The organism is Streptomyces composti, from assembly GCF_012034205.1.
Classification (GTDB): domain Bacteria; phylum Actinomycetota; class Actinomycetes; order Streptomycetales; family Streptomycetaceae; genus Streptomyces; species Streptomyces composti.
In genome coordinates this window covers 176,560-195,740 of record NZ_JAATEM010000008.1, presented here as the reverse complement: position 1 = coordinate 195,740, position 19,181 = coordinate 176,560, and the positions used below count along the sequence as shown (strand labels likewise).

The 19,181-nt window shown below is 72.8% G+C and carries 20 protein-coding genes; 8 read left to right on the top strand and 12 right to left on the bottom strand.

Translation table 11 applies throughout. The features are described from left to right. The first annotated feature begins 291 nt into the window (after nucleotides 1–291). Entirely contained in the window at nucleotides 292–1,860 is a 1,569-nt protein-coding gene (locus HCJ93_RS09020; protein ID WP_167992792.1) for an alpha/beta fold hydrolase, read from the top strand. A 178-nt stretch (nucleotides 1,861–2,038) separates the two neighbouring features. On the opposite strand, the gene HCJ93_RS09015 is transcribed toward HCJ93_RS09020, so the two are convergent. Beyond that, a complete protein-coding gene (locus HCJ93_RS09015) occupies nucleotides 2,039–2,782 on the bottom strand; it encodes an amino acid ABC transporter ATP-binding protein (RefSeq protein ID WP_167992791.1) in 744 nt (247 codons plus the stop codon). Between the two features lie 142 nt (nucleotides 2,783–2,924). Beyond that, the gene (locus HCJ93_RS09010) at nucleotides 2,925–3,332 is read right to left on the bottom strand and encodes a DUF6278 family protein (protein WP_167992789.1); all 408 of its coding nucleotides are present in this window, start codon (nucleotides 3,330–3,332) and stop codon (nucleotides 2,925–2,927) included. A 197-nt stretch (nucleotides 3,333–3,529) separates the two neighbouring features. Here HCJ93_RS09010 and HCJ93_RS09005 point away from each other — a divergent pair, with 197 nt between their 5' ends. Continuing rightward, on the top strand, nucleotides 3,530–5,299 hold the full coding sequence (locus HCJ93_RS09005) for an SGNH/GDSL hydrolase family protein (protein ID WP_167992787.1): 1,770 nt from the start codon (nucleotides 3,530–3,532) through the stop codon (nucleotides 5,297–5,299). A 29-nt stretch (nucleotides 5,300–5,328) separates the two neighbouring features. Here the strand turns inward: HCJ93_RS09005 and HCJ93_RS09000 are convergent, their stop codons facing one another. From HCJ93_RS09000 to HCJ93_RS08980, 5 genes are all read right to left on the bottom strand, one after another. Next, entirely contained in the window at nucleotides 5,329–6,108 is a 780-nt protein-coding gene (locus tag HCJ93_RS09000) for an exodeoxyribonuclease III (protein WP_167992785.1), read from the bottom strand. A 73-nt stretch (nucleotides 6,109–6,181) separates the two neighbouring features. Then, nucleotides 6,182–6,817 (bottom strand): MBL fold metallo-hydrolase, encoded by a 636-nt coding sequence (locus HCJ93_RS08995; protein WP_167992783.1) that lies wholly within the window; start codon nucleotides 6,815–6,817, stop codon nucleotides 6,182–6,184. Between the two features lie 72 nt (nucleotides 6,818–6,889). Continuing rightward, nucleotides 6,890–8,191 carry a bifunctional 3-oxoadipate enol-lactonase/4-carboxymuconolactone decarboxylase PcaDC gene (pcaDC, locus tag HCJ93_RS08990; protein ID WP_167992781.1) on the bottom strand — a complete coding sequence of 434 codons (1,302 nt, stop codon included), beginning with the start codon at nucleotides 8,189–8,191 and terminating at the stop codon, nucleotides 6,890–6,892. A gap of 314 nt (nucleotides 8,192–8,505) precedes the next feature. Then, nucleotides 8,506–9,429 (bottom strand): RNA polymerase sigma-70 factor, encoded by a 924-nt coding sequence (locus tag HCJ93_RS08985; RefSeq protein ID WP_167992779.1) that lies wholly within the window; start codon nucleotides 9,427–9,429, stop codon nucleotides 8,506–8,508. A gap of 109 nt (nucleotides 9,430–9,538) precedes the next feature. Continuing rightward, nucleotides 9,539–10,012, bottom strand: coding sequence for a carboxymuconolactone decarboxylase family protein (locus tag HCJ93_RS08980; RefSeq protein ID WP_167992778.1), 474 nt, complete (start codon nucleotides 10,010–10,012; stop codon nucleotides 9,539–9,541). Between the two features lie 110 nt (nucleotides 10,013–10,122). Here HCJ93_RS08980 and HCJ93_RS08975 point away from each other — a divergent pair, with 110 nt between their 5' ends. Next, a complete protein-coding gene (locus HCJ93_RS08975) occupies nucleotides 10,123–11,253 on the top strand; it encodes a methyltransferase (RefSeq protein WP_309141350.1) in 1,131 nt (376 codons plus the stop codon). A 73-nt stretch (nucleotides 11,254–11,326) separates the two neighbouring features. Here the strand turns inward: HCJ93_RS08975 and HCJ93_RS08970 are convergent, their stop codons facing one another. After that, a complete protein-coding gene (locus HCJ93_RS08970) occupies nucleotides 11,327–11,821 on the bottom strand; it encodes a PaaI family thioesterase (RefSeq protein WP_167992774.1) in 495 nt (164 codons plus the stop codon). A 111-nt stretch (nucleotides 11,822–11,932) separates the two neighbouring features. On the opposite strand from HCJ93_RS08970, the gene HCJ93_RS08965 reads away from it, so the two are divergent. Beyond that, nucleotides 11,933–12,400, top strand: a complete 468-nt coding sequence (locus tag HCJ93_RS08965) for a winged helix-turn-helix transcriptional regulator (protein WP_167992828.1) — start codon at nucleotides 11,933–11,935, stop codon at nucleotides 12,398–12,400. A gap of 33 nt (nucleotides 12,401–12,433) precedes the next feature. Here HCJ93_RS08965 and HCJ93_RS08960 read toward each other — a convergent pair whose 3' ends face one another. Both HCJ93_RS08960 and HCJ93_RS08955 read right to left on the bottom strand, forming a co-directional pair. Next, nucleotides 12,434–12,844, bottom strand: a complete 411-nt coding sequence (locus HCJ93_RS08960; RefSeq protein ID WP_167992773.1) for a RidA family protein — start codon at nucleotides 12,842–12,844, stop codon at nucleotides 12,434–12,436. A gap of 59 nt (nucleotides 12,845–12,903) precedes the next feature. Beyond that, the gene (locus HCJ93_RS08955; RefSeq protein WP_167992771.1) at nucleotides 12,904–13,335 is read right to left on the bottom strand and encodes a hypothetical protein; all 432 of its coding nucleotides are present in this window, start codon (nucleotides 13,333–13,335) and stop codon (nucleotides 12,904–12,906) included. A 383-nt stretch (nucleotides 13,336–13,718) separates the two neighbouring features. Between HCJ93_RS08955 and HCJ93_RS08950 the strand changes: the two genes are divergently transcribed. Further along, nucleotides 13,719–14,813 carry a carboxylate-amine ligase gene (locus HCJ93_RS08950; protein WP_167992770.1) on the top strand — a complete coding sequence of 365 codons (1,095 nt, stop codon included), beginning with the start codon at nucleotides 13,719–13,721 and terminating at the stop codon, nucleotides 14,811–14,813. A gap of 44 nt (nucleotides 14,814–14,857) precedes the next feature. On the opposite strand, the gene HCJ93_RS08945 is transcribed toward HCJ93_RS08950, so the two are convergent. Then, the gene (locus HCJ93_RS08945) at nucleotides 14,858–15,094 is read right to left on the bottom strand and encodes a hypothetical protein (protein ID WP_167992826.1); all 237 of its coding nucleotides are present in this window, start codon (nucleotides 15,092–15,094) and stop codon (nucleotides 14,858–14,860) included. 243 nt (nucleotides 15,095–15,337) lie between these two features. On the opposite strand from HCJ93_RS08945, the gene HCJ93_RS08940 reads away from it, so the two are divergent. After that, nucleotides 15,338–16,669: a PP2C family protein-serine/threonine phosphatase gene (locus HCJ93_RS08940; protein WP_167992768.1), complete on the top strand. Its 1,332-nt coding sequence runs from the start codon at nucleotides 15,338–15,340 to the stop codon at nucleotides 16,667–16,669. Nucleotides 16,670–16,745: 76 nt separating this feature from the next. Here HCJ93_RS08940 and HCJ93_RS08935 read toward each other — a convergent pair whose 3' ends face one another. Further along, nucleotides 16,746–17,822 (bottom strand): alcohol dehydrogenase catalytic domain-containing protein, encoded by a 1,077-nt coding sequence (locus HCJ93_RS08935; RefSeq protein ID WP_167992766.1) that lies wholly within the window; start codon nucleotides 17,820–17,822, stop codon nucleotides 16,746–16,748. A gap of 202 nt (nucleotides 17,823–18,024) precedes the next feature. Between HCJ93_RS08935 and HCJ93_RS08930 the strand changes: the two genes are divergently transcribed. Together HCJ93_RS08930 and HCJ93_RS08925 are read left to right on the top strand one after the other, a co-directional pair. Next, on the top strand, nucleotides 18,025–18,621 hold the full coding sequence (locus tag HCJ93_RS08930; RefSeq protein WP_167992764.1) for an Rv1733c family protein: 597 nt from the start codon (nucleotides 18,025–18,027) through the stop codon (nucleotides 18,619–18,621). Nucleotides 18,622–18,715: 94 nt separating this feature from the next. After that, on the top strand, nucleotides 18,716–19,180 hold the full coding sequence (locus HCJ93_RS08925) for an Hsp20/alpha crystallin family protein (RefSeq protein ID WP_240967506.1): 465 nt from the start codon (nucleotides 18,716–18,718) through the stop codon (nucleotides 19,178–19,180). Nucleotide 19,181 lies beyond the last annotated feature (1 nt).

The following is a 19,181-nucleotide window of genomic DNA, read 5'->3' as shown; positions in this document are numbered from 1 at the left end:
GAACGGCTGTCCCGCAAGTACGGCGGGCGCTCCTTCGTGCTGCTGCTGAAGGTGGTCAACTCTCAGGCGTACGGCCCGGACGTGGTGGAGCTGGTCGGGGACGTGACCAAGGCGGCGCAGACGCCGCTGCCTGCACCGGCGCCGCAGAAAGCACAGAAGGCTCACTCGGAATCCTGACGTCCGCCACGATTCAACAATCGTTACTGGCACGTAACTTACCGACGGGTACCCCTGGTGGAGAGCGAAGGTTACCGTCTGGTCACTTTGCACTGACACGAGTGAGGAGTGACCGTGGGACCCCATCGCAAGGCCCTGCGCACGACCGCCGTGGGCGCCGTGTCGGCGGCCCTGATCGCCGGAAGCGCCCTCCACCTCGCCCCCGTCGCCCAGGCAGCCCCGAACCCGGTCCGCTTCGTCGACATCACCGGCGACGGCGGCACGGTCCTCAAGGCCAACGTCGTCACCCCCAAGGGCGCCGGCGGCAGGACCCGTTACCCGCTCCTCGTGCTCCCCACCAGCTGGGGGCTCCCGCAGATCGAGTACCTGGCCCAGGCGCAGCAGCTCGCCGACTCCGGATACGTCGTCGTCACCTACAACGTGCGCGGCTTCTGGCAGTCGGGCGGCGAGATCGAGGTCGCCGGACCCCGCGACACGGCCGACGCCTCACGCGTGATCGACTGGGCGCTCGCCCACACCCCGGCCGACGAACGGCGCATCGGCATGGCGGGCGTCTCCTACGGCGCCGGGATCAGCCTGCTCGCCGCCGCGCACGACGAGCGGGTCAAGGTGGTGGCGGCGCTCAGCGGCTGGGCCGATCTGATCGGTTCCATCTACTCCGGGCGCACCCAGTCCGTGCAGGCCGCCGCGGTGCTCGACGGCGCGGGCCGGGTCACCGGCCGGCAGAGCGAGGAACTGCGCTCGGTCTTCGCCGACTTCTACGCCTCGAACCTCGCGCGCGAGCCGGAGATCATCGAGTGGGGGGACAGACGTTCCCCCAAGACCTATGTGGACCGCCTCAACCGCAACGGCACGGCGGTGATGCTCGCCAACGCCTGGGGAGACACCATCTTCCCGCCCAACCAGTACACCGACTTCTACGAGAAGCTCACCGGCCCCAAGCGGCTGCAGATGCGCCCCGGTGACCACGCCACCCCCGAGATCGCCGGACTCCTCGGGCTGCCCAACGACGTCTGGCAGGACACCCGGCGCTGGTTCGACCACCATCTGCGGGGCGTCGCCAACGGCATCGGCCGCGAGGCCCCCGTCCGCCTCAAGCCCCGCTCCTCCGGCGGCTACGAGACCTACCCGGACTGGAAGTCGGTGGCCGCCACCAGCCGCAAGATCGACCTCGCCGGCTCCGTCACGATCCGCGCCAACGTCAACTCCGGCGCGGACGGCGGGATCGTCTTCCTCTCCAGCATCCTCGACCAGGTGGCCCAGGTGCCGCCGATGACGTACGTGCCGCTGCTGCCCAGACGCTATGCGGCGGTCTGGCAGTCGGAGCGCCACCGCACGACCCAGCGCATCCGGGGGGCGGCGAAGCTGCACACCACCGTCACTCCGACCAAGCCGAGCGGCACCCTCGTCGCCTATCTGTACGACGTGGGGCCGCTCGGCCTGGGCAAGCTGGTCAGCAACGCGCCGTTCACCTTCCACGGGCGCACGCCCGGCAGGCCGTTCGGCGTCGACCTGGAGCTTTTCTCCACGGCCTACGACGTGCCCGCCGGACACCGGCTCGCCCTGGTCGTCGACACGGTGGACCCGCTCTACATCGAGCACAACCCGTCCGGCGCGCAGCTGACCTTCTCCTCGCCGGCGGACGACCCGTCCTATGTGACGGTGCCGCTGCGCGAGCAGTGATCTCCGGCTGCCGCCGGACGGGACTGGCCGATGCGGTCCGCCGCCCCGCGGGTCGGGGGCGGTGGGCCCCGCCCGGTGGCGGCGACCCCGCCCGAGTCGCGAAGTGCCCTGTCCCACCGCGGCGAAAGGCCCATCGTAGTCGAGGAACGGCGGGACCGATCCGTACGCGTCACGCCGCTCAGTGCTTGAGGATCTTGGAGAGGAAGTCCTTGGCCCGGTCGCTCTCCGGGCGAGTGAAGAACTCGTCGGGCGTGCGGTCCTCCACGATGCGGCCGTCGGCCATGAAGACGACCCGGTTGGCCGCCGAGCGGGCGAAGCCCATCTCGTGGGTGACCACGATCATCGTCATGCCGTCGGCGGCCAGCTGCCGCATGACCTCCAGGACCTCGTTGATCATCTCGGGGTCCAGCGCCGAGGTGGGCTCGTCGAAGAGCATCACCTTCGGCTCCATCGCCAGCGCCCGCGCGATCGCCACACGCTGCTGCTGGCCGCCGGAGAGCTGCGCCGGGTACTTGTCCGCCTGATTGGCCACGCCGACCCGGTCGAGCAGCTCGTGCGAACGCCGGTCGGCCTCCTCCTTCTTGCGGCCCCGCACCTTGACCTGTCCCAGCGAGACGTTCTGCAGGACGGTCTTGTGGGCGAACAGATTGAACGACTGGAAGACCATGCCGACGTCCGCGCGCAGCCGCGCCAGCGCCTTTCCCTCCTCCGGCAGCGGCTGTCCGTCCACCAGGATCGTCCCCGACTGGATGGTCTCGAGACGGTTGATCGCCCGGCACAGGGTCGACTTGCCCGACCCGGACGGGCCGATCACCACGACGACCTCCCCCCGGTCGACGGTGAGGTCGATGTCCTGCAGCACATGCAGGTCACCGAAGTACTTGTTGACAGCACGCAGTTCGATCAGCGGATCGCCGGCCATGACCACCCCTGTTCATCCTCAGCCGTGCGGTGGTTGCCGCAACGTATCCAGCCAAGATCGCGAGGACGAAGCGACACGCACTTTTCCGGCATAAGCCGTATTTACGCCGTATTTATGTCAGCTGCTTCGCAGCTGCTTCTTGTCATGTCTCCGAGACCTCGGCATAGAGCTGGGACAGCTCGGGCACGCCGCTGGCGGCCCAGGCGCGTCCCGCGTCCACGACATCGAACTCCCGGCCGGAGGCCAGCCGCACGACCGGCTGGCCGTCGGGACGGATCTCCCAGGCGGCGCCGGGCACGGTGCGCACGATGACGGTGCCGAGGTACAGGCCCGCGTCGTTGCCGAGCCAGGTCAGGGTCTCCTCGTCGTCCCGCCAGCCCGGGACCAGCTGGTCCAGCGCCTCCAGGGAGGCCGGGGAGTCGTCCAGCCGGACGCCCGCCCGGGCCGCCTGGGAGCGCAGCAGTTCGCACTCGGCGAGGAGCTCCGCGATGCCCTCGGGATCGGGCAGCCCCGCCTTCCGGTGCCGGTGGCCCAGGAAAGGGATGTTCATACCTCCAGCCTGTCATTCGGACCGTGTCGCGCACCACAGGCGCGCGGGGACGGCCGCGCGGGCGGCTTCCGGCACCGTTGCACCTCCGGTCCGCGCATGGCACGTTGACCACTCCGGTCACACTGTCTAGCTTCTCGTTGCGGTCCGCGTCCGGCGCCGACGACGGCAGGCCGGGTGGAGGGACGAGAGGAGCCTGGGTGCGCCGATGGATCCGGAAGGCCGTGGTCCTGGCGGTCACCTGCGCCTGGCTGGTGCCGGCGACGGTCGTACGGGCCGCGTCCGACCCTCCCCCGTTACCCCTGGAACTGCTCTTCGACAACGTGGCCGTCAGCGAGGACGCCCGTCCGGACGAGGCGGACTTCGACGGCTTCGGCGCCTCCCTGTCCGCGCGGGACCTCACCGCGGCCGGCTGGACCCCGGGCCGGGAACTCACCGTGCAGGGCGCCCGTCTGACCTGGCCCGGAACCCGTCCCGGCGAGCCGGACAACGTACGGGCCGCCGGGCAGCGGGTGCGCCTGTACGGCGGGAGCGGGGACGCCCTCGCCTTCCTGGTGGCGGGCACGGCGGGCCGGGAGACCGGCGGCGCGGGCTCGGTGACCTACACCGACGGCAGCAGCAGCGCCTTCCGGCTGACGGCGCCCGACTGGCGCACCGGACCCCCCGCCGAGCAGGCCGTCGGCCTGCCGCACGTCAACACCGAGGACGGCCGACTCGACGAGAAGGCCCGGCTGTATGTGCGGACGGTGCCGCTGCTGCCGGGCCGGTCCGTGGCCTCGGTGCGGCTGCCACGGGCGCGCGATCTGCATGTGTTCTCGCTGTCGGTGCGGGACGTCTCGCGCGGCTGGAGCGGCAGTTGGGCGGCGTCCACGTCCGGCAGGACGAGCGTCGGCCCGTGGACGGACCGGACGCTGCGGCTGGTGGTGCACACCTCGGCCGGCGGTTCACGGATCCGGGTGCGGCTGGAGAACACCTTCGCGGACCGGCCGGTGCGCATCGGCGGGGCCACGGTGGCGGTGCGGGCGTCCGGCGCCGGGGCGCGCGGCGAGCCCGTGCGGCTGAGCTTCCGGGGCCGCCCGGAGGTGGTCGTGCCGGCGGGGGCGCAGGCGTACAGCGACCCGCTGGGCTTCGAGGTGCCGGCGGACACCGATCTGCTGGTCAGCCTCCACCTTCCGGGCACGGTGCGGGACGCTCCCCTGCACGCCGAGGCGCTGCAGCGGTCGTATCTGAGCGAGCCCGGCGACCACACCGGCGACCGCGCACCCGGCGCGTTCGGGACCGAGGTGACCACCTGGCCGCTGCTGACCGGGGTGGACGTCTCGGGCGGCCCGGGATCGGTGGTGGTGCTCGGCAACTCGATCACCGATGGGATCAGGTCGACCCCGGACGCCAACCGGCGCTGGACCGACGTCCTGGCCGACCGGCTGCGCGCCCAGCACACGGTGCCCCGCTACGGGGTGCTCAACCACGGGATCTCGGGCAACCGCGTGCTCTCCGACCGGTATCCCGGCGACGGGGTGTCCTCGGACGTCGCCGGGGTGAGCGCGCTGCACCGCTTCGACCGGGACGTCCTCGCCCAGACCTCGGCCCGCACCGCGGTGGTCTTCATGGGCGTCAACGATCTGCGCTGGGGCTGGTCGCCGGACGAGGTGATCGAGGGCCTGCGCGAACTGGTGGAGCGCGGCCGGGAACGGGGCCTGCGGATGCTGGGGACGACCCTGCTGCCCTGCGAGGGCGAATCGCGGTGCACGGCCGCCGTCGACGCGGGGCGGGTCGCGGTGAACGCGTGGATCCGCTCCTCGGGCGTCTTCGACGGCGTGCTGGACTTCGACGCGGTGCTGCGCGACCCGGGACACCCGTCCCGGATGCTGCCCGCCTACGACAGCGGCGACCATCTGCATCCGGGCGACGCGGGCTATGCGGCACTGGCCGAGTCGGTGGACCTGCGGGAGCTGGCGGGCGGACCGTAGCCCTCCCCCGGCTGCGTCTCCCCGCCCGGCTACACCTCCAGGTCCACCACGACCGGGGCGTGGTCCGAGGCGCCCTTGCCCTTGCGCTCCTCGCGGTCCACGTAGGCGTCCTTGACCGCCTTGGCGAAGGGCTCGTTGCCGTACACCAGGTCGATGCGCATGCCCCGGTTCTTGGGGAAGCAGAGCTGGCGGTAGTCCCAGTAGGTGAAGGGGTGGTCGTACTTCAGCGGGCGCGGGACGACGTCGGTCAGGCCGGTCTCGCGCAGCGAGGCGAGGGCGGCACGCTCGGCGGGCGTGACATGCGTGGAGCCCTCGAATGCGGCCCGGTCGTAGACGTCGTCGTCGGTGGGCGCGATGTTGTAGTCGCCGAGCACCGCGAACGGGCGGTCGCCCGCCGCGTCACCGGCGACGGCGGCTTTCAGCGCCTCGATCCACTGGAGCTTGTAGGCGTAGTGCGGGTGGTCCACCTCGCGCCCGTTGGGCACGTACACCGACCACAGGCGGACCGGTCCGCAGGTCGCGGAGATGGCGCGCGGTTCCACCGAGCCCTGGTAACCGGGGTCGCCGGGCAGACCCTTGACGACGTCCTCGATGCCCACGCGGGAGAGCACCGCCACGCCGTTCCACCGGCCGGTGGCGTGGACCGCCGACTCGTAACCCAGTTCGCGCAGTTGCTCGACCGGGAACTGCTCCTCGGCGACCTTGGCCTCCTGCAGGCACAGCACGTCCGTGCCGCTGCTCTCCAGCCAGGCCAGCAGCCTCGGCAGGCGGGCGGTGATCGAGTTCACGTTCCAGGTCGCGATGCGCATGTCTCACAACCTACCCGGAGGGTCCGACAACGCTCGACCACCGCCCGCCGCACACCCGGTGACGTGCGGTTTCTCAGAGGTCGGCGGAGGCCCCCGGGTCGAGCCTGAGGTGCTCGGCGCCGCCCAGGCCGCCGATGTGCCGGTCGTAGATCGGGCGGGCGAGGTCGGTGAGCAGGGCGTCGTGGATGTCGTAGGCGCGGCGCGGGCGGACCTCGCGCACGTAGTCGATGACCTCCGCGACCTTGCTCCACGGGGCCATCACCGGGAGCATCAGCGTCTCCACCGGCTGGTCGGGCACGGTGAAGGCGTCGCCGGGGTGGAACAGGGCGCCGCCGTCCAGGAGGTAGCCGACGTTGGTGATGCGCGGGATGTCCGGATGGATCACGGCGTGCAGCTCGCCGTGCACCTGCACGTCGAAGCCGGCGGCGGTGAAGGTGTCCCCGTGGCCGACGGTGTGGATGCGGCCGGGGAACGCCGGGGCGAGCTGGTCGGCGACGGACTTCAGCGTCCACACCTGGACCCCGGGGTCGGCCTCGAGCGCGGCCCGCAGCCGCCCCTCGTCGAAATGGTCGGGATGCTCGTGGGTGACCAGGATCGCCTCCGCCCCGTGGGTGGCGTCCTCCTCGCTGAACCCTCCGGGGTCGAGCACGAGCACCCGTCCGTCCTTCTCCAGCCGGACGCAGGAGTGCGACTTCTTCGTGAGCTTCATGGGTCCATCCTGCATCGCCCTCCCGGGCGTCGCGTGGCCTGCGGCGAGCCGCCCGCCGCGCCCGGCCCCCGGCTACTCCTGCGGGGTCGTCTCCTCCAGGACCACCTGCTGGGCGATGCGGAACGCACGGTCGGCGGCCGGGATGCCGGCGTAGACCGCCCCCTGGAGCAGGACCTCCTTGATCTCGGCGGGGGTGAGCCCGTTGCGCAGGGCGGCGCGGACATGCACCGCGAGGTCGTCCAGGTGGCCGCCGGCGAGCAGGGCGCCGAGCGTGACGCAGCTGCGGGCGCGCCGGTCGAGGCCGGGCCGGTCCCAGACCTCGCCCCAGGCGTAGCGGGTGACGAGCTCCTGGAAGTCGGCGGAGAAGTCGTCGGCCTCGCCGAGCACCCGGTCGACGTGGGCGTCGCCCAGCACCTCCCGGCGGATCTTGAGCCCGGCGTCGTACGGGTCGGGCCGTCCGCAGGTCTGCGGTTCGGGTGCGGCTGCCGGGGCGATCTCGCCGGCCGGCCCCGTCTGCGGCGGCACGGCGGCCAGGGCCGGCTGGGCGGCGCCTGCGGGGAGGGCGGTCTGGCCGGTGCCGTACTCGACGGCGGGCTGCCAGGCGGTGGAGAAGTGCCGCACCAGCAGGTCGGTGACGGCGGCGGGCTGCTCCACCGGCACCAGGTGGGAGGCGCCGGGCACCACGGCGAGCCGGGCGTCGGGGATGCCGGCGACCAGGGTGCGGGCCTCGGCGGGCCCGGTGACCTGGTCCTCGGAGCCGACCAGCACCAGGGTCGGCACACCGACCCGGCCCAGCTCGGCACGCACGTCGAAGGAGGCGAGCGCCTCGCAGGCCGCGATGTAGCAGCCGGGGTCGGTGGTGCGCACCATCTGCACGGCCCACTCGGTGATGGCGGGCTGCGCGGCGGCGAAACCGCCGGTGAACCAGCGGTCGGGTGCGGAACGGGCCATCGGGTCGAGCCCGTTGGTCCGCACGATCACCCCGCGCTGGCGGAACTCGTCGGCGGTGCCGAAGCGGGGCGAGGCGGCGATCAGCGCCAGGGAGGCGACTCGCTCGGGATGCCGCAACGCCAGCTCGGTCCCGATCGCCCCGCCGAGCGCGCACCCGGCGTACCCGAACCGGTGCACGCCGAGCCCGTCGAGGGTGGCGAGCAGCCGCTCCATCAGCTCACCCACGGAGTCGGCCGGATGGGCGGGGGCGCCGCCGTGCCCCGGCAGGTCGAACCGCATGACCCGCCACTGCTTGGTCAGCTCGGGGATCTGGCGGTCCCACATGTGCCATGTGGTGCCGAGGGAGGGGCCCAGGATCAGCACGGGGAGGTGTTCCGGCCCGTCAAAGCGGTACTGCAGCGTCTCGGTCCTGGCTTCGGTCACGGGTTCACACCTTCATCTGTCACACACTGTCACACGTCCCCCGCGAGACCTCCCCATGCCTCCGCTGCCGGAGGCAGGCCCGCCACGTCCGGCTTCACGCACACCTTCTCCATCGGCCGTCGCCCGACGGCACGTTCGTGCGCCCGGCCCCCATGGCGAGCAGGTGATCCGGCACCCCGCCACTGGCGAGGAAGGTCAAGCATGACGCCCGAGCATCGTACAGACGGACCGTGCCGAGGCCGGTTCCGTCCGGCATTCGGCAGGTCCGCGTCCGGGGCACGGCCGGCCGGTCCCGGACACGGCCGGCCGGGACGTCACTGCTTCCGCCTGCGGGCCCGCTTCACCTCCCTGTCCACGGCCCAGGCGTCGGCGACCGGGCCGAGGTGACCGAGTTTGTCGGGGTTGATGACCGAGCGGACGGTCGCGATCTGCCCGTCGAGCACGTCGAGGACGAGGACGAGGAGAACCCTGCCGTCGCGGTCGTGGAAGACGGCGCCCGGCTGTCCGTTGACCTCGCACGGTTCGAACGTGATGCCGACCAGCCTCAGCAGCGGGTGGACGGCGGCGAGCAGCCGGGCCACGTTCCCGGCGCCGGCGACCGTCCGGGCCAGTTGCGGGGCCTTGCCGCCGCCGTCCCCGACGATCCGGACGTCGGCCGACAGCAGCCTTTGCAGTCCGTCCACGTCCCCTCGGGCCAGTGCCTCGAAGAAACGCCTCGCCAGCTCCTGCCGCTCCCGGCGGTCCGCTTCGAACCGGGGCCGTCCCTCTCTCATGTGGCGGCGGGCCCGGACGAGCAGCTGCCTGCACGCCGCCTCCGAGCGGCCCACGGCCGCGGCGATCTCGTCGAAGCCGAAGGCGAAGACGTCCCGCAGCACGAAGACCGACCGCTCCAGCGGGCTGAGCCGCTCCAGGAGGAGCAGCACCGCCATGGACACCGAGTCGGACAGTTCCGCCGCGCGGGCCGGTTCCTCGTACGGATCGTCCAGCAGCGGCTCGGGCAGCCACGGGCCGGCGTACTCCTCCCGCCGCACCCGGGCGGAGCGCAGCACGTCGACGGCGAGCCGGGTCACCGTGGCCGACAGGAACGACTTGACCGACACCGGCCGGGTGGTGGAGGCGTCGTAGCGAAGCCAGGTCTCCTGCACGGCGTCCTCCGCCTCGCTCACGCTGCCCAGGATGCGGTAGGCGATCGAGAACAGCAGCGGACGCAACTCCTCGAACTCCTCGACCTTGCTCACGCCGGCTCCCCTCGCGGTCCACACGCCGGCCGGGCCTTCGCCGGCGCGGCGGCCTTTCGTGGTGGGCGGTTCGTTCTCGAAGTGGACGGTGCGCTTCCACAGCGGCGGTTCAGTGGAACTGCCCGACCCGGTACTCGCCGGCCGGCTGCTGGGTGATGATGTTCAGCCGGTTCACCGCGTTCATGAACGAGACCAGCATGACAAGGGCCGTGAGCTGCTCCTCGTCGTAGTGCCGGGCGGCACGCGTCCACACCTCGTCGCTGACGCCGGCGGCCGCGTCCGCGACCCGGGTTCCCTGCTCCGCCAGCGCGAGCGCGGCGCGTTCGGCCTCGGTGAAGACCGTCGCCTCCCGCCACGCCGCGACCAGGTTCAGCCGCACCGGGCTCTCGCCGGCCGCGGCGGCTTCCTTGGTGTGCATGTCGATGCAGGCCGCGCAGCCGTTGATCTGGCTCACGCGCAGCGCCACCAGCTCCTGCGTCGTGGCCGGCAGCGGCATGTCCTTCAACACCTTTCCGGCCGACATGAAGTGCTTCAGGGCCTCGCCGGCGGCCGGGGTGGCGAAGTAGTTCAGGCGGGTGTCCATCGTGTGCTCCTCCGCGTTGGTCGATGCGTTCGTCCCCGAGACGAGATGGCCCTCGCTCCTGTGACACGGGGTTGGTCGACGGGTGGCACCGCGCGGGGGATGATGGAGCGGTGCGCGACGACCAGAGCATTCGCTGGCTCGACGGTTCGGGGAGGGAGCACCGCGTCCGATGGCGGTCGGAGAGCGGCGGTCCGCCTCCGCAGCAGGTGCTGGTGGCCGACGACCGGATGAACGCCGACACCGCCTTCCGCCTCGCCTGCGAGGGCACGTCGTTGCTGTGGCACGGCGACTTCCACAACGCCCGTCAGCTGCTGAGCGCGATGGCGCGCCGCGTCGACCGCAAGCCCCCGAAGCGCGGGGCGTCACCGCAGCAGAGCTTCCGTCTCCATCGCCAGGCCCAGTCGAGGCGCGCCCGGATCCTGGGCATGCTGCTCCTGCCCGTGGAGGCCGGGCATGTGATCCCGCTGCGCCGGGCACCGGACGTGCGGCTGGCCTGCGAGCAGGCGTACGGGCCCTGCCGGGAACCGTATGTGGTGTCGCTGCGCGAGCTGCAGGGTGTCCTCGGGGCGGGCGAGTGGCGCCGGAAGGGCGTCCATGTGCCGGCGCTCGGCGCGTCCGTCGTCCCGCACTACGGGGTCTTCTCCCCCGTGCGCGGCGAGTACGTCGGCCTGGTGGCCGAGGCGCCCCTGCCGTCGCGGGACACGGTCTCGGCCTTCGACATCGGTACCGGCACGGGTGTGCTCGCCGCCGTCCTGGCCCGGCGCGGCGTCCGGCCGGTCGTGGCCACGGACCTCGATCCCCGCGCGCTCGCCTGCGCGCGGGAGAACATCGACCGCCTGGGCGTGTCCGCCACCGTCCGGATCCGGCAGGCGGATCTGTTTCCGGAGGGCCGGGCCTCGCTGGTCGTCTGCAATCCCCCATGGCTGCCGGGCCGGGCCCGGACGCCGCTGGAGCGCGCGGTGTACGACCCCGGGAGCCGGATGCTGCACGGCTTCCTCGACGGTCTTTCCGGCCATCTGGAACCGGGCGGTGAGGGCTGGCTGATCATCTCCGACCTGGCCGAGCGTCTCGGACTACGCGCCCCCACCGAGCTGACCGATCTGTTCGGCCGGGCCGGCCTGACGGTGGCCGGACGCCTCGACGCCCGGCCGCTCCACCCCCGCGCCCACGACCCCGCCGACCCGCTGCACGAGGCCCGCAAGGCGGAAGTCACCTCGCTGTGGCGGCTGACGGCGGGCTGAGCGACGTCCCCGCACACACCGGCCGGCCCTCGGTCCCCTCGGCTGCGTGACTCCGGCCGCCCGCTGGGGCGCCTCAGCTCGCCTGCACCGGAAAGAGCATGCAGCTGCTGGTCGCGTGGGCCAGCAGCCGGTCCTCGGAGTCGCGCAGTTCCGCCTGCGCCAGGGCGGTGCGGCGGCCGTAGTCGAGGACGGTGCCGATGGCACGGACCTTCCCGGTGCCGGCGGTGACGGGGCGCAGGAACTTCAGGGTCAGGTCGAGGGAGGTGTAGCCCATGCCCTGGGGCAGCACGGTCTGCACCGCGCAGCCGGCCGCCGAGTCCAGGAGGGTGGCGTAGACGCCGCCGTGGACGCTGCCGATCGGGTTGTAGTGCTCCTCGCCCGGGACCAGCGCGAAGACCGCCCGCCCGTGGTCGGCCTCCTCGAGTGTGAAGCCCAGGGTGGCGGCGACCGGCGGAGCGGGCAGCTCCCCGTCCAGCAGCTTCCGGATGAAGTCGAGACCGCTGTGGTGAGGAACGGCTTCGGCGGAGACCGCGGGGTCCGCCCAGTCGTATGCCCGTGTCCTGCGCATACCCGCTCCCGCCTCCGCTCGCCATCATCAGATCTGGCTTCGGATTATGAAGCTAGGCGGGCAGACGGCTGGCTGTCAATATCGAAGCCAGCCTAGGATGCCCCCATGCCCATGAACTGGCTGGAGACGAGCACCGGGAACTGCACGGTCCAGCGGACGCTGGAGCTGGTCGGCGAGAAGTGGTCGCTGCTGCTGCTCCGGGACGCCATGAACGGCGTCCGGCGCTTCGACGACTTCCGGCGGCACGTCGGGCTCTCCGAGGCCGTGCTCGCGGACCGGCTGCGCAAGCTGGTGGCCGCCGGGATTTTTCGGACCGTCGCCTACCGCGAGCCGGGGAGCCGGACCCGGCGGGAGTACCGGCTCACCCGCAAGGGCTGGGACCTGTGGCCCGCGATGATCGCCCTCAAGCAGTGGGGCGACCGCTACGCCGCCGATCCCGAGGGCCCGCCGCTGGAGGTCCGCCACGCCGACTGCGGCGAACCGCTCCGGGCGGTGATCGTGTGCGGCAAGGACCACGGCCCCCTGACGCCCCCGCAGGCCCGTACCCGACCGGGCCCTTCGGCACGCCCCAGGACCTGACGCGACGCCGCGCCGACCGGACTTGACGCGACGTCAGTCCGGCAGCGCCGCGGTGAGATCCACCTCGACGAGCTGCCCGGGAAAGCCCAGCTGGGCGACGCCCAGCAGGGTGCTGGCGGTGGTGAACGCGGGCCCCAGCTCGGACTCGGTGAGCCGGCGCCACGCGGCCGCGAGCAACTCCCGCTGGTCGCTGACCACATAGATCACCGAGCGCACCACGTGGTGCGGCCCGGCGCCGACGGCCGCCAGGGCGGTGACCGCGTTCGCCACCACCTGGTCGATCTGCTTCTCGAGGGATCCGGCGCCGACGAGGTCGCCGTTCCGGTCGAGCGGGCACTGTCCCGCCAGGTGGGCCGTGCGCCCGGCCTCCACCACCGTGATGTGGTGATAGCCGGGCGTCTTGTGCAGGTGCTCCGGATTGATCCGCGTGATCTTCTGGGTCATGCCCGGGAGTCTGCCGAGCGTGGCGCCGGCGCGCATCGGAAATTCCCGGGGCGGCGGCACTACCGGACGGCGAGCAGGGTGATCCCGAGCGCGATCAGGGCGGCGACCTTGGCGGCCTCCAGCGCCACGTAGTACCAGTGGGCGCGCGAGCGGGGCAGGTCCTCACCGGCCAGGACTCGGTCCGAGCGGCGATTCAACCGGGGTCGCACCACGCCGAGTTGCACAACCAGCAGTCCGGCCGTCACGGCGGTGAGCGCCACGACCGCGGCCGGCGGGCCGCCGACGGCCACCGCGACGACGACGGCGGCGGCCAGGACGACCTCGGTGAGGTTCAGTGCACGGAAGACCAGGCGGCCGATGCCCAGCCCGATACGGACGGTGACCCCGGGTGCGCGGAACTTCAGCGGCGCCTCCATGAAGGAGATCGCCAGCACCATGCCGAGCCAGACGAACACGACCGCGCCCGCTGCCGCGGCCGACGTGGTGTTCATGGATGCGTTGCCTCTCTGCCGTACCAGAAGCCGTACCGGGAGCAGGGTTCCGGGTTCCGGGTCATGGGTTCCGGGTTCCGGGTTCCGGGTTCCGGGTCGAGTCTCCACGAACATACCTGTGATCAATCGGCGCGCGGGCAGGTCCATGAGTGAAAGGTCAGGGCCCTGCGGCCTCTTGACAGACATCCGCTTTCGCAAGGCCATGGGCAAGGGCTGACGCCCCTGCGGGCCCGGCGGGCCCGCAGAGGTTTACGGCACGGCCCGGTGCGGCACTCGGGGGGCCGCGGGTGGCTCCCGGGCGGGGGTTCTCGCGGTGTGATGCACCGGCCGGGCGCATCGGAGCCGGTCCGGCGGCGCGGCCGGGCGGGACATGAGGGCTGTCGATGACGACGATCGGTGTCGAAGAGGAGTACCTGCTGCTCGACCCGGTCACGGGTCTGCCGGTACCCCTGGCGGACAAGGTGCGCGCCGCGGCCGGCCTGGGGCATCTGGTGGCCGACCAGGAGGTGCACAGCGAGCTGCTGCAGGCGCAGGTGAGCGTGGCCACCCCGGTGTGCGGCACGCTGGAGGAGGCCGGCGGGCATCTGCTGCGGCTCAGGCACGCGGTCGGCGCGGCCGCCGAGGCGCACGGCTGCCGGATCGCGGCCTGCGGCACACCCCCGCTGCGGCACGGCCGCCCCATGGCCGTCACGGACCAGGCCCCCTACCGTGCCCTGCACGCCCGGGCGCCGCAGCTGGTGGCGGAGCAGCTGGTCAACGGCATGCATGTGTACGTCGGCGTCCCCAGCCGGGAGACCGGGGTGCAGGTGCTGAACCGGATCAGGGTGTGGCTGCCGACCCTCACCGCGCTGTCCGCGAACTCCCCGCTGTGGGACGGTCACGACACCGGTTTCGCCAGCTGGCGGACGGTGGTCTCCGGCCGCTGGCCGGTGAGCGGCATGCCCCCGCGCTTCACCGACCTCGCCGACCACGACCGGCGGGTGCGGCAGCTGCTGGACAGCGAGCTGATCTCGGACACCGGGCAGCTGTACTGGCAGGCCAGGCTGTCGGCCGAGGACCTCACCGTCGAGCTGCGGTGCATGGATGTGCAGCTGCGCGCGGACGACGCGGTGATGGTGGCCGGCCTGGCCCGTGCCCTGGTGGCGACCGCGCTGGCCGAGACCGCCGCCGGCGCGCCGGTCCTCGACTGCGACCAGGAGCTGCTGCAGGCGAGCCTGTGGCACGCGGCCCGCCATGGCCTGAGCACCACCCTGGTCGACCCCTCGGGCCGGCAGCGGCGGGCCGGGGAGATGCTGTACGAGCTGCTGCGGCACGTCACTCCGGCGCTGGACGCCGCCGACGACACCCGGCAGGTGACGGCCCTGGTGCACCGGCTGCTGCAGAACGGCACCGGGGCCGACCGGCAGCGCTCCGCCCTGGCCCAGGGCGGTCTGTCCGCCGTCACCGCACTGGTCACCGGCAAAGGCACCCTGCCCTGAACGCCGACCGGCACACCGCGCCGTCGGCGTCCGAGCCGCCTTGTTCAGGGGCGCGGGCGGATGCGGCACCACCGGGGGCGGGCGTCGGCGCCCCGGCGGCCCGCGGCAGCGGCGCAGCGGCGGCACACCCGCTGCACCGGGTCGGCATCGCCGCCGGAGTCCGGGAAGACGTCGGGCCGGCTCACGTGCGCGAGGCGGGTCAGCCGCGAGCGGCTGAGGGACAGCCCGCACACGGTCTCGTTGCGCCCCGGCTCCCAGGCGTGGACCTCGCCTGCGGGCAGCCTGCGCCCGCCCTCCTCCTCGTCGGTCCACCGGCCGGAGCCGGCGACGGCGTACCGCTTGCCCGTCCCACGGGCTGCTCCCCCGCGCTCCGGGCCGCCCGGACCGGCGGCGCCCGGCTGACGGGTCCCACCGAAGCCGCCGTCCCGCACGCGTGCGCCGGATGCCCGAGGGCGGGTACCCGGCGTGGGTGAGACTGCTGTGCCGGGTGAGATCCGGCCCCCGTGGCAGGTGAGGAGAGGGGTATGACGCCATCCGCCGGCGAGGACGAGACCACGGCTGACGTGCCGCCGCTCTTGAGCGACGAGGCCCTGGACGAACTCCAGGCGGGTCTTGAGCGGCTGGCCCGGGCCCATGGGCGCCTGCGGTCGCTGCTGGACGCCGTGGTGACCATCGGCAGTGCCCTGGAGCTGGACGTGGTGCTGCACGCCATCACGGACTCGGCCCGCAAGCTGGTCGACGCGCGCTATGCCGCGATCGGGGTCCTGGACGACAGGGGCGAGTTCATCGAGCTGATCACGTCCGGGTTCGGGGCGGACCAGTTCCGGCAGCAGGGGGACGCACAGCTGCCCCACGGGGAGGGGTTGCTGAGCGAACTGGTCCGGCATCCCGCGCCGATGCGGGTCGAAGACCTCGGCTCGGACCCCCGGTCGGTGGGCTTCCCCGAGGGGCATCCGGTGATGAAGACACTGCTGGGCGTGCCGATCGCGGTGCGCCGCACCATCTACGGCAACCTCTACCTCGCCGACAAGCGGCACGGCGGCCCGTTCACGGACGAGGACGAGGAGATCGTCACGGCCTTGGCGAGCGCCGCGGGCGTGGCCATCGAGAATGCCCGCCTGTTCGAGCAACTGCGCCGGGCCACCGAGGAGTTCCAGCGCCGCCTGCTGCCGGGGCTGCCCGATCTGCCGGGCCTCGGCCTGCAGGCCCGCTACGAGCCCTCCACCCGGGCGCCCCGCATCGGCGGAGACTGGTACGACCTGATCCATCTGCCCGGCGGCATTCCCTGCCTCATGGTGGGCGACGTGATGGGCCACGGCCTGGAGTCGGCCACCCTGATGAGCCGGATCAGCAACGCGCTGCGGGTGATCGCCTACCAGGAGCAGGGGCCGCCGAGCCGCGTCCTGGGGCGTCTGGACGAGCTGCTGCACGACATCGAGGGCGGGGCGATGGCCACGGTGGTGGTGGCGCGCCTGGAGGCCCCCGCGGCCGACGGCAGCCGTCCGATGCGCTGGGCGCTGGCGGGCCACGTCCCGCCCCTCCTGGTCACGCCGGATCACCGGGCACGCTATCTGGACGCCGAGGCGGGCGGTCATCCCCTGGGCGTCGATCCGAGCCTGCCGCGGCCCGATCACGAGGTGACGCTCCCGCCCGGCGCGACCGTCCTGCTGCACACGGACGGGCTGATCGAGCAGCGCGGCGAGTCCCTCGACGAGGGGATGCGCACCGCCGCCCAGGTCGCGGCCCGGCACGCCACCGGCCCGCTCGGCACCCTGTGCGACGCCCTGCTGGCGGAACGCGCAGGCAGTCTGCAGGACGACATCGCCCTGCTCGCCGCCCGCCTGCACACGCCGTGAACCGGCCTCGCGGCGGGGCGAGGCGCGCCGAAGCCGGCCACCGGCCCCGCGCCGGTCCCTCCCGCGCCGGCCGGTGCTACGCCGGCGCCAGCTCCCGTCCCGTCCGCCGCTGCTCGGCCGGAGGCGTTCTGCGGTGCAGCAGCACCTTCAGCGCGCCGGTGTCCGGCCCGCTGGAGAAGGTGTCGTAGGCGTCCTCCGCACGGTCGAGGCCGAACCGGTGCGTCACCAGCGGGGAGACCGTCAGGCGCCCCAGGGACAGCAGGTCGATCAGCCAGGGCGTGGAGGAGGTGTCCACCTGGCCGGTGCTGATCGTCACGTTCCTGCGCCACAGGCTCTCCAGGTGCAGGGTGGCCGGCTTGCCGTGGTGGCCGATGTTGGCCAGGCGCCCGCCCGCGCGGACCGCGCGGGTGGCCAGCAGGAAGCTGTCGGGGCCGCCCGCCGCCTCGATGACCACGTCGGCCCCGGGCCCGTCGGAGAGGTCGGCGAGCAGCCGTCCGGGCAGCTCGGCGGCGTCGGCGCCGAGGCGCAGTGCGGCCCGCAGCCGGGCGTCGGACAGGTCCACGGAGACGATCCGCCGGGGTGCGTAGAGGCGGGCGACGGCCACGGCGGCGAGTCCCACCGGGCCCGCGCCCACGACCACGACCGTGTCCCCGGGGCCCACGCGTCCCTTGCGGACGCCCACCTCATAGGCGGTGGGGAGGACTTCGGCGAGCAGGACGGCGTCGTCGAGGGAGAGCTGGGCGGGCCTGCGGTGGGTGGCGTGGTCGGCGAAGGGGACGCGCACGTACTCGGCCTGGGTGCCGTCGATGACGTTGCCGAGCACCCATCCCCCGCCGCCGCGGCACTGCCCGTAGCGGGAGTCGCGGCAGGGCGCGCAGCGTCCGCAGCCGGAGACGGCCGAGACGATCACCTGGTCCCCCGGGCGCCGCTCGTGCACCTCGCTGCCGACCTCGATCACCTCGCCGACGGCCTCGTGGCCGAGGACGGTCCCCGGCCGCACCTCGGGCAGGTCGCCCCGGCGGATGTGCAGATCGCTGCCGCAGACGGTGGCCGCCTCGACGCGCACCAGAGCGTCGGTGGCCTCCTGGATCGAGGGATCGGGCACGGTGTCCCAGGAGATCCGCCCGGGACCGTGGTAGACGAGTCCTCGCATCGACGCTCACTCCCTCGCCACCTCGTCTCAACCGTCTCCTTCCCCGGCCGCGGCGGCAACTCCGAGGCCGGGCGGCTCCCGGCCAGGGACCTTCGGCCCTGTGACCGGTCTCTCATCTGTCCCATGGTGGGTGGTGGAAAAGGAAAAACCGCCAGTTTCCCACTGGAGGCCGGACGATCCACTTTCCTCTGGAGGCCGGACGATGAGTGCAGCACAGCCACCGCACGCGTCCGGGCGGCCACCGCCTCCCGCGCCGAAGGGGAGGAACCCGCTGATCCGGACGTCGGACCGGGTGGAGTTCTGGCTCCGTCGTGCTCTGCTGCTGGTCCTGGTCGCCGGTATGCCGCTGGCCGCCGTCGCCGCGGGCACAGCGGCGTACGAGGGGGCGATGCACACCGTGCAGGTCCAGGCGGCCGAACGGCAGCAGGTCAGGGCCGAGCTGATCTCCGGCACCGAGGACGCGTACCACGGGGCCAAGCAGCAGGCGAAGGTCCGCTGGTCCGATCAGGACGGCACCGTCCGCACGGGCACCGCCCTGGTCGAGGCCGACACGCCCAAGGGCGCCACGGTGAAGATCTGGGTGGACCGGGACGGTGACGTCACCAGCCCGCCGATGACCCGGACGCAGGCCGTGACCAACGCCTGGTTCACGGGCGGTCTGACCGCGCTCGGCGTGGTGGCCGCGACCGGTGCGGCAGAGGCGCTGCTGCGCACGGCGCTGAACCGCCGCCGGTACGCGCAGTGGGAGGCCGAGTGGGAGGCGGTGGAGCCCGAATGGGCGGCCCGCTTCCACCGGTGAGGGCCGGGGAGCACCCGGCTCCGGCGGCACTCCAGCAAGCCGGCCGGGCGGAACCGACCGACCCGGCCACGTGTGAAGCCGAGGAGGAGCGACGATGACACAGCCCACCCAGCACAACGCGCTGACCATGTGGAACCCCCTGCGGGAGCTCGAGGACCTGCAGGCACGGATGGATCACCTTCTGCGCACCACCTTCCCCTTCCCGGGGGCCGGCTTCTCCGAGAACGCCGGGACCGACGCGTGGATACCGGCGGCCGATGTCGAGGAGACCGACGACGCCTACCTGGTCGAGCTGGAGCTGCCGGGGGTGAAGAAGGATCAGATCACCGTGGAGGTCAGCAACGGCGAGCTGGCGATCCACGGCGAGATCAAGGAGAAGGAACGCACGGGCGTGATCCGGCGGCACACCCGCCGCATCGGCCGGTTCGACTACCGCATGACCCTGCCGACCAACGTCGACACGGAGAACATCGGAGCCGAACTCACCGAAGGGATCCTCACCGTGCGCGTCCCGAAGGCCGAGAAGAGCAAGCCGCAGCGCATCGAGATCCGCGGCTGAG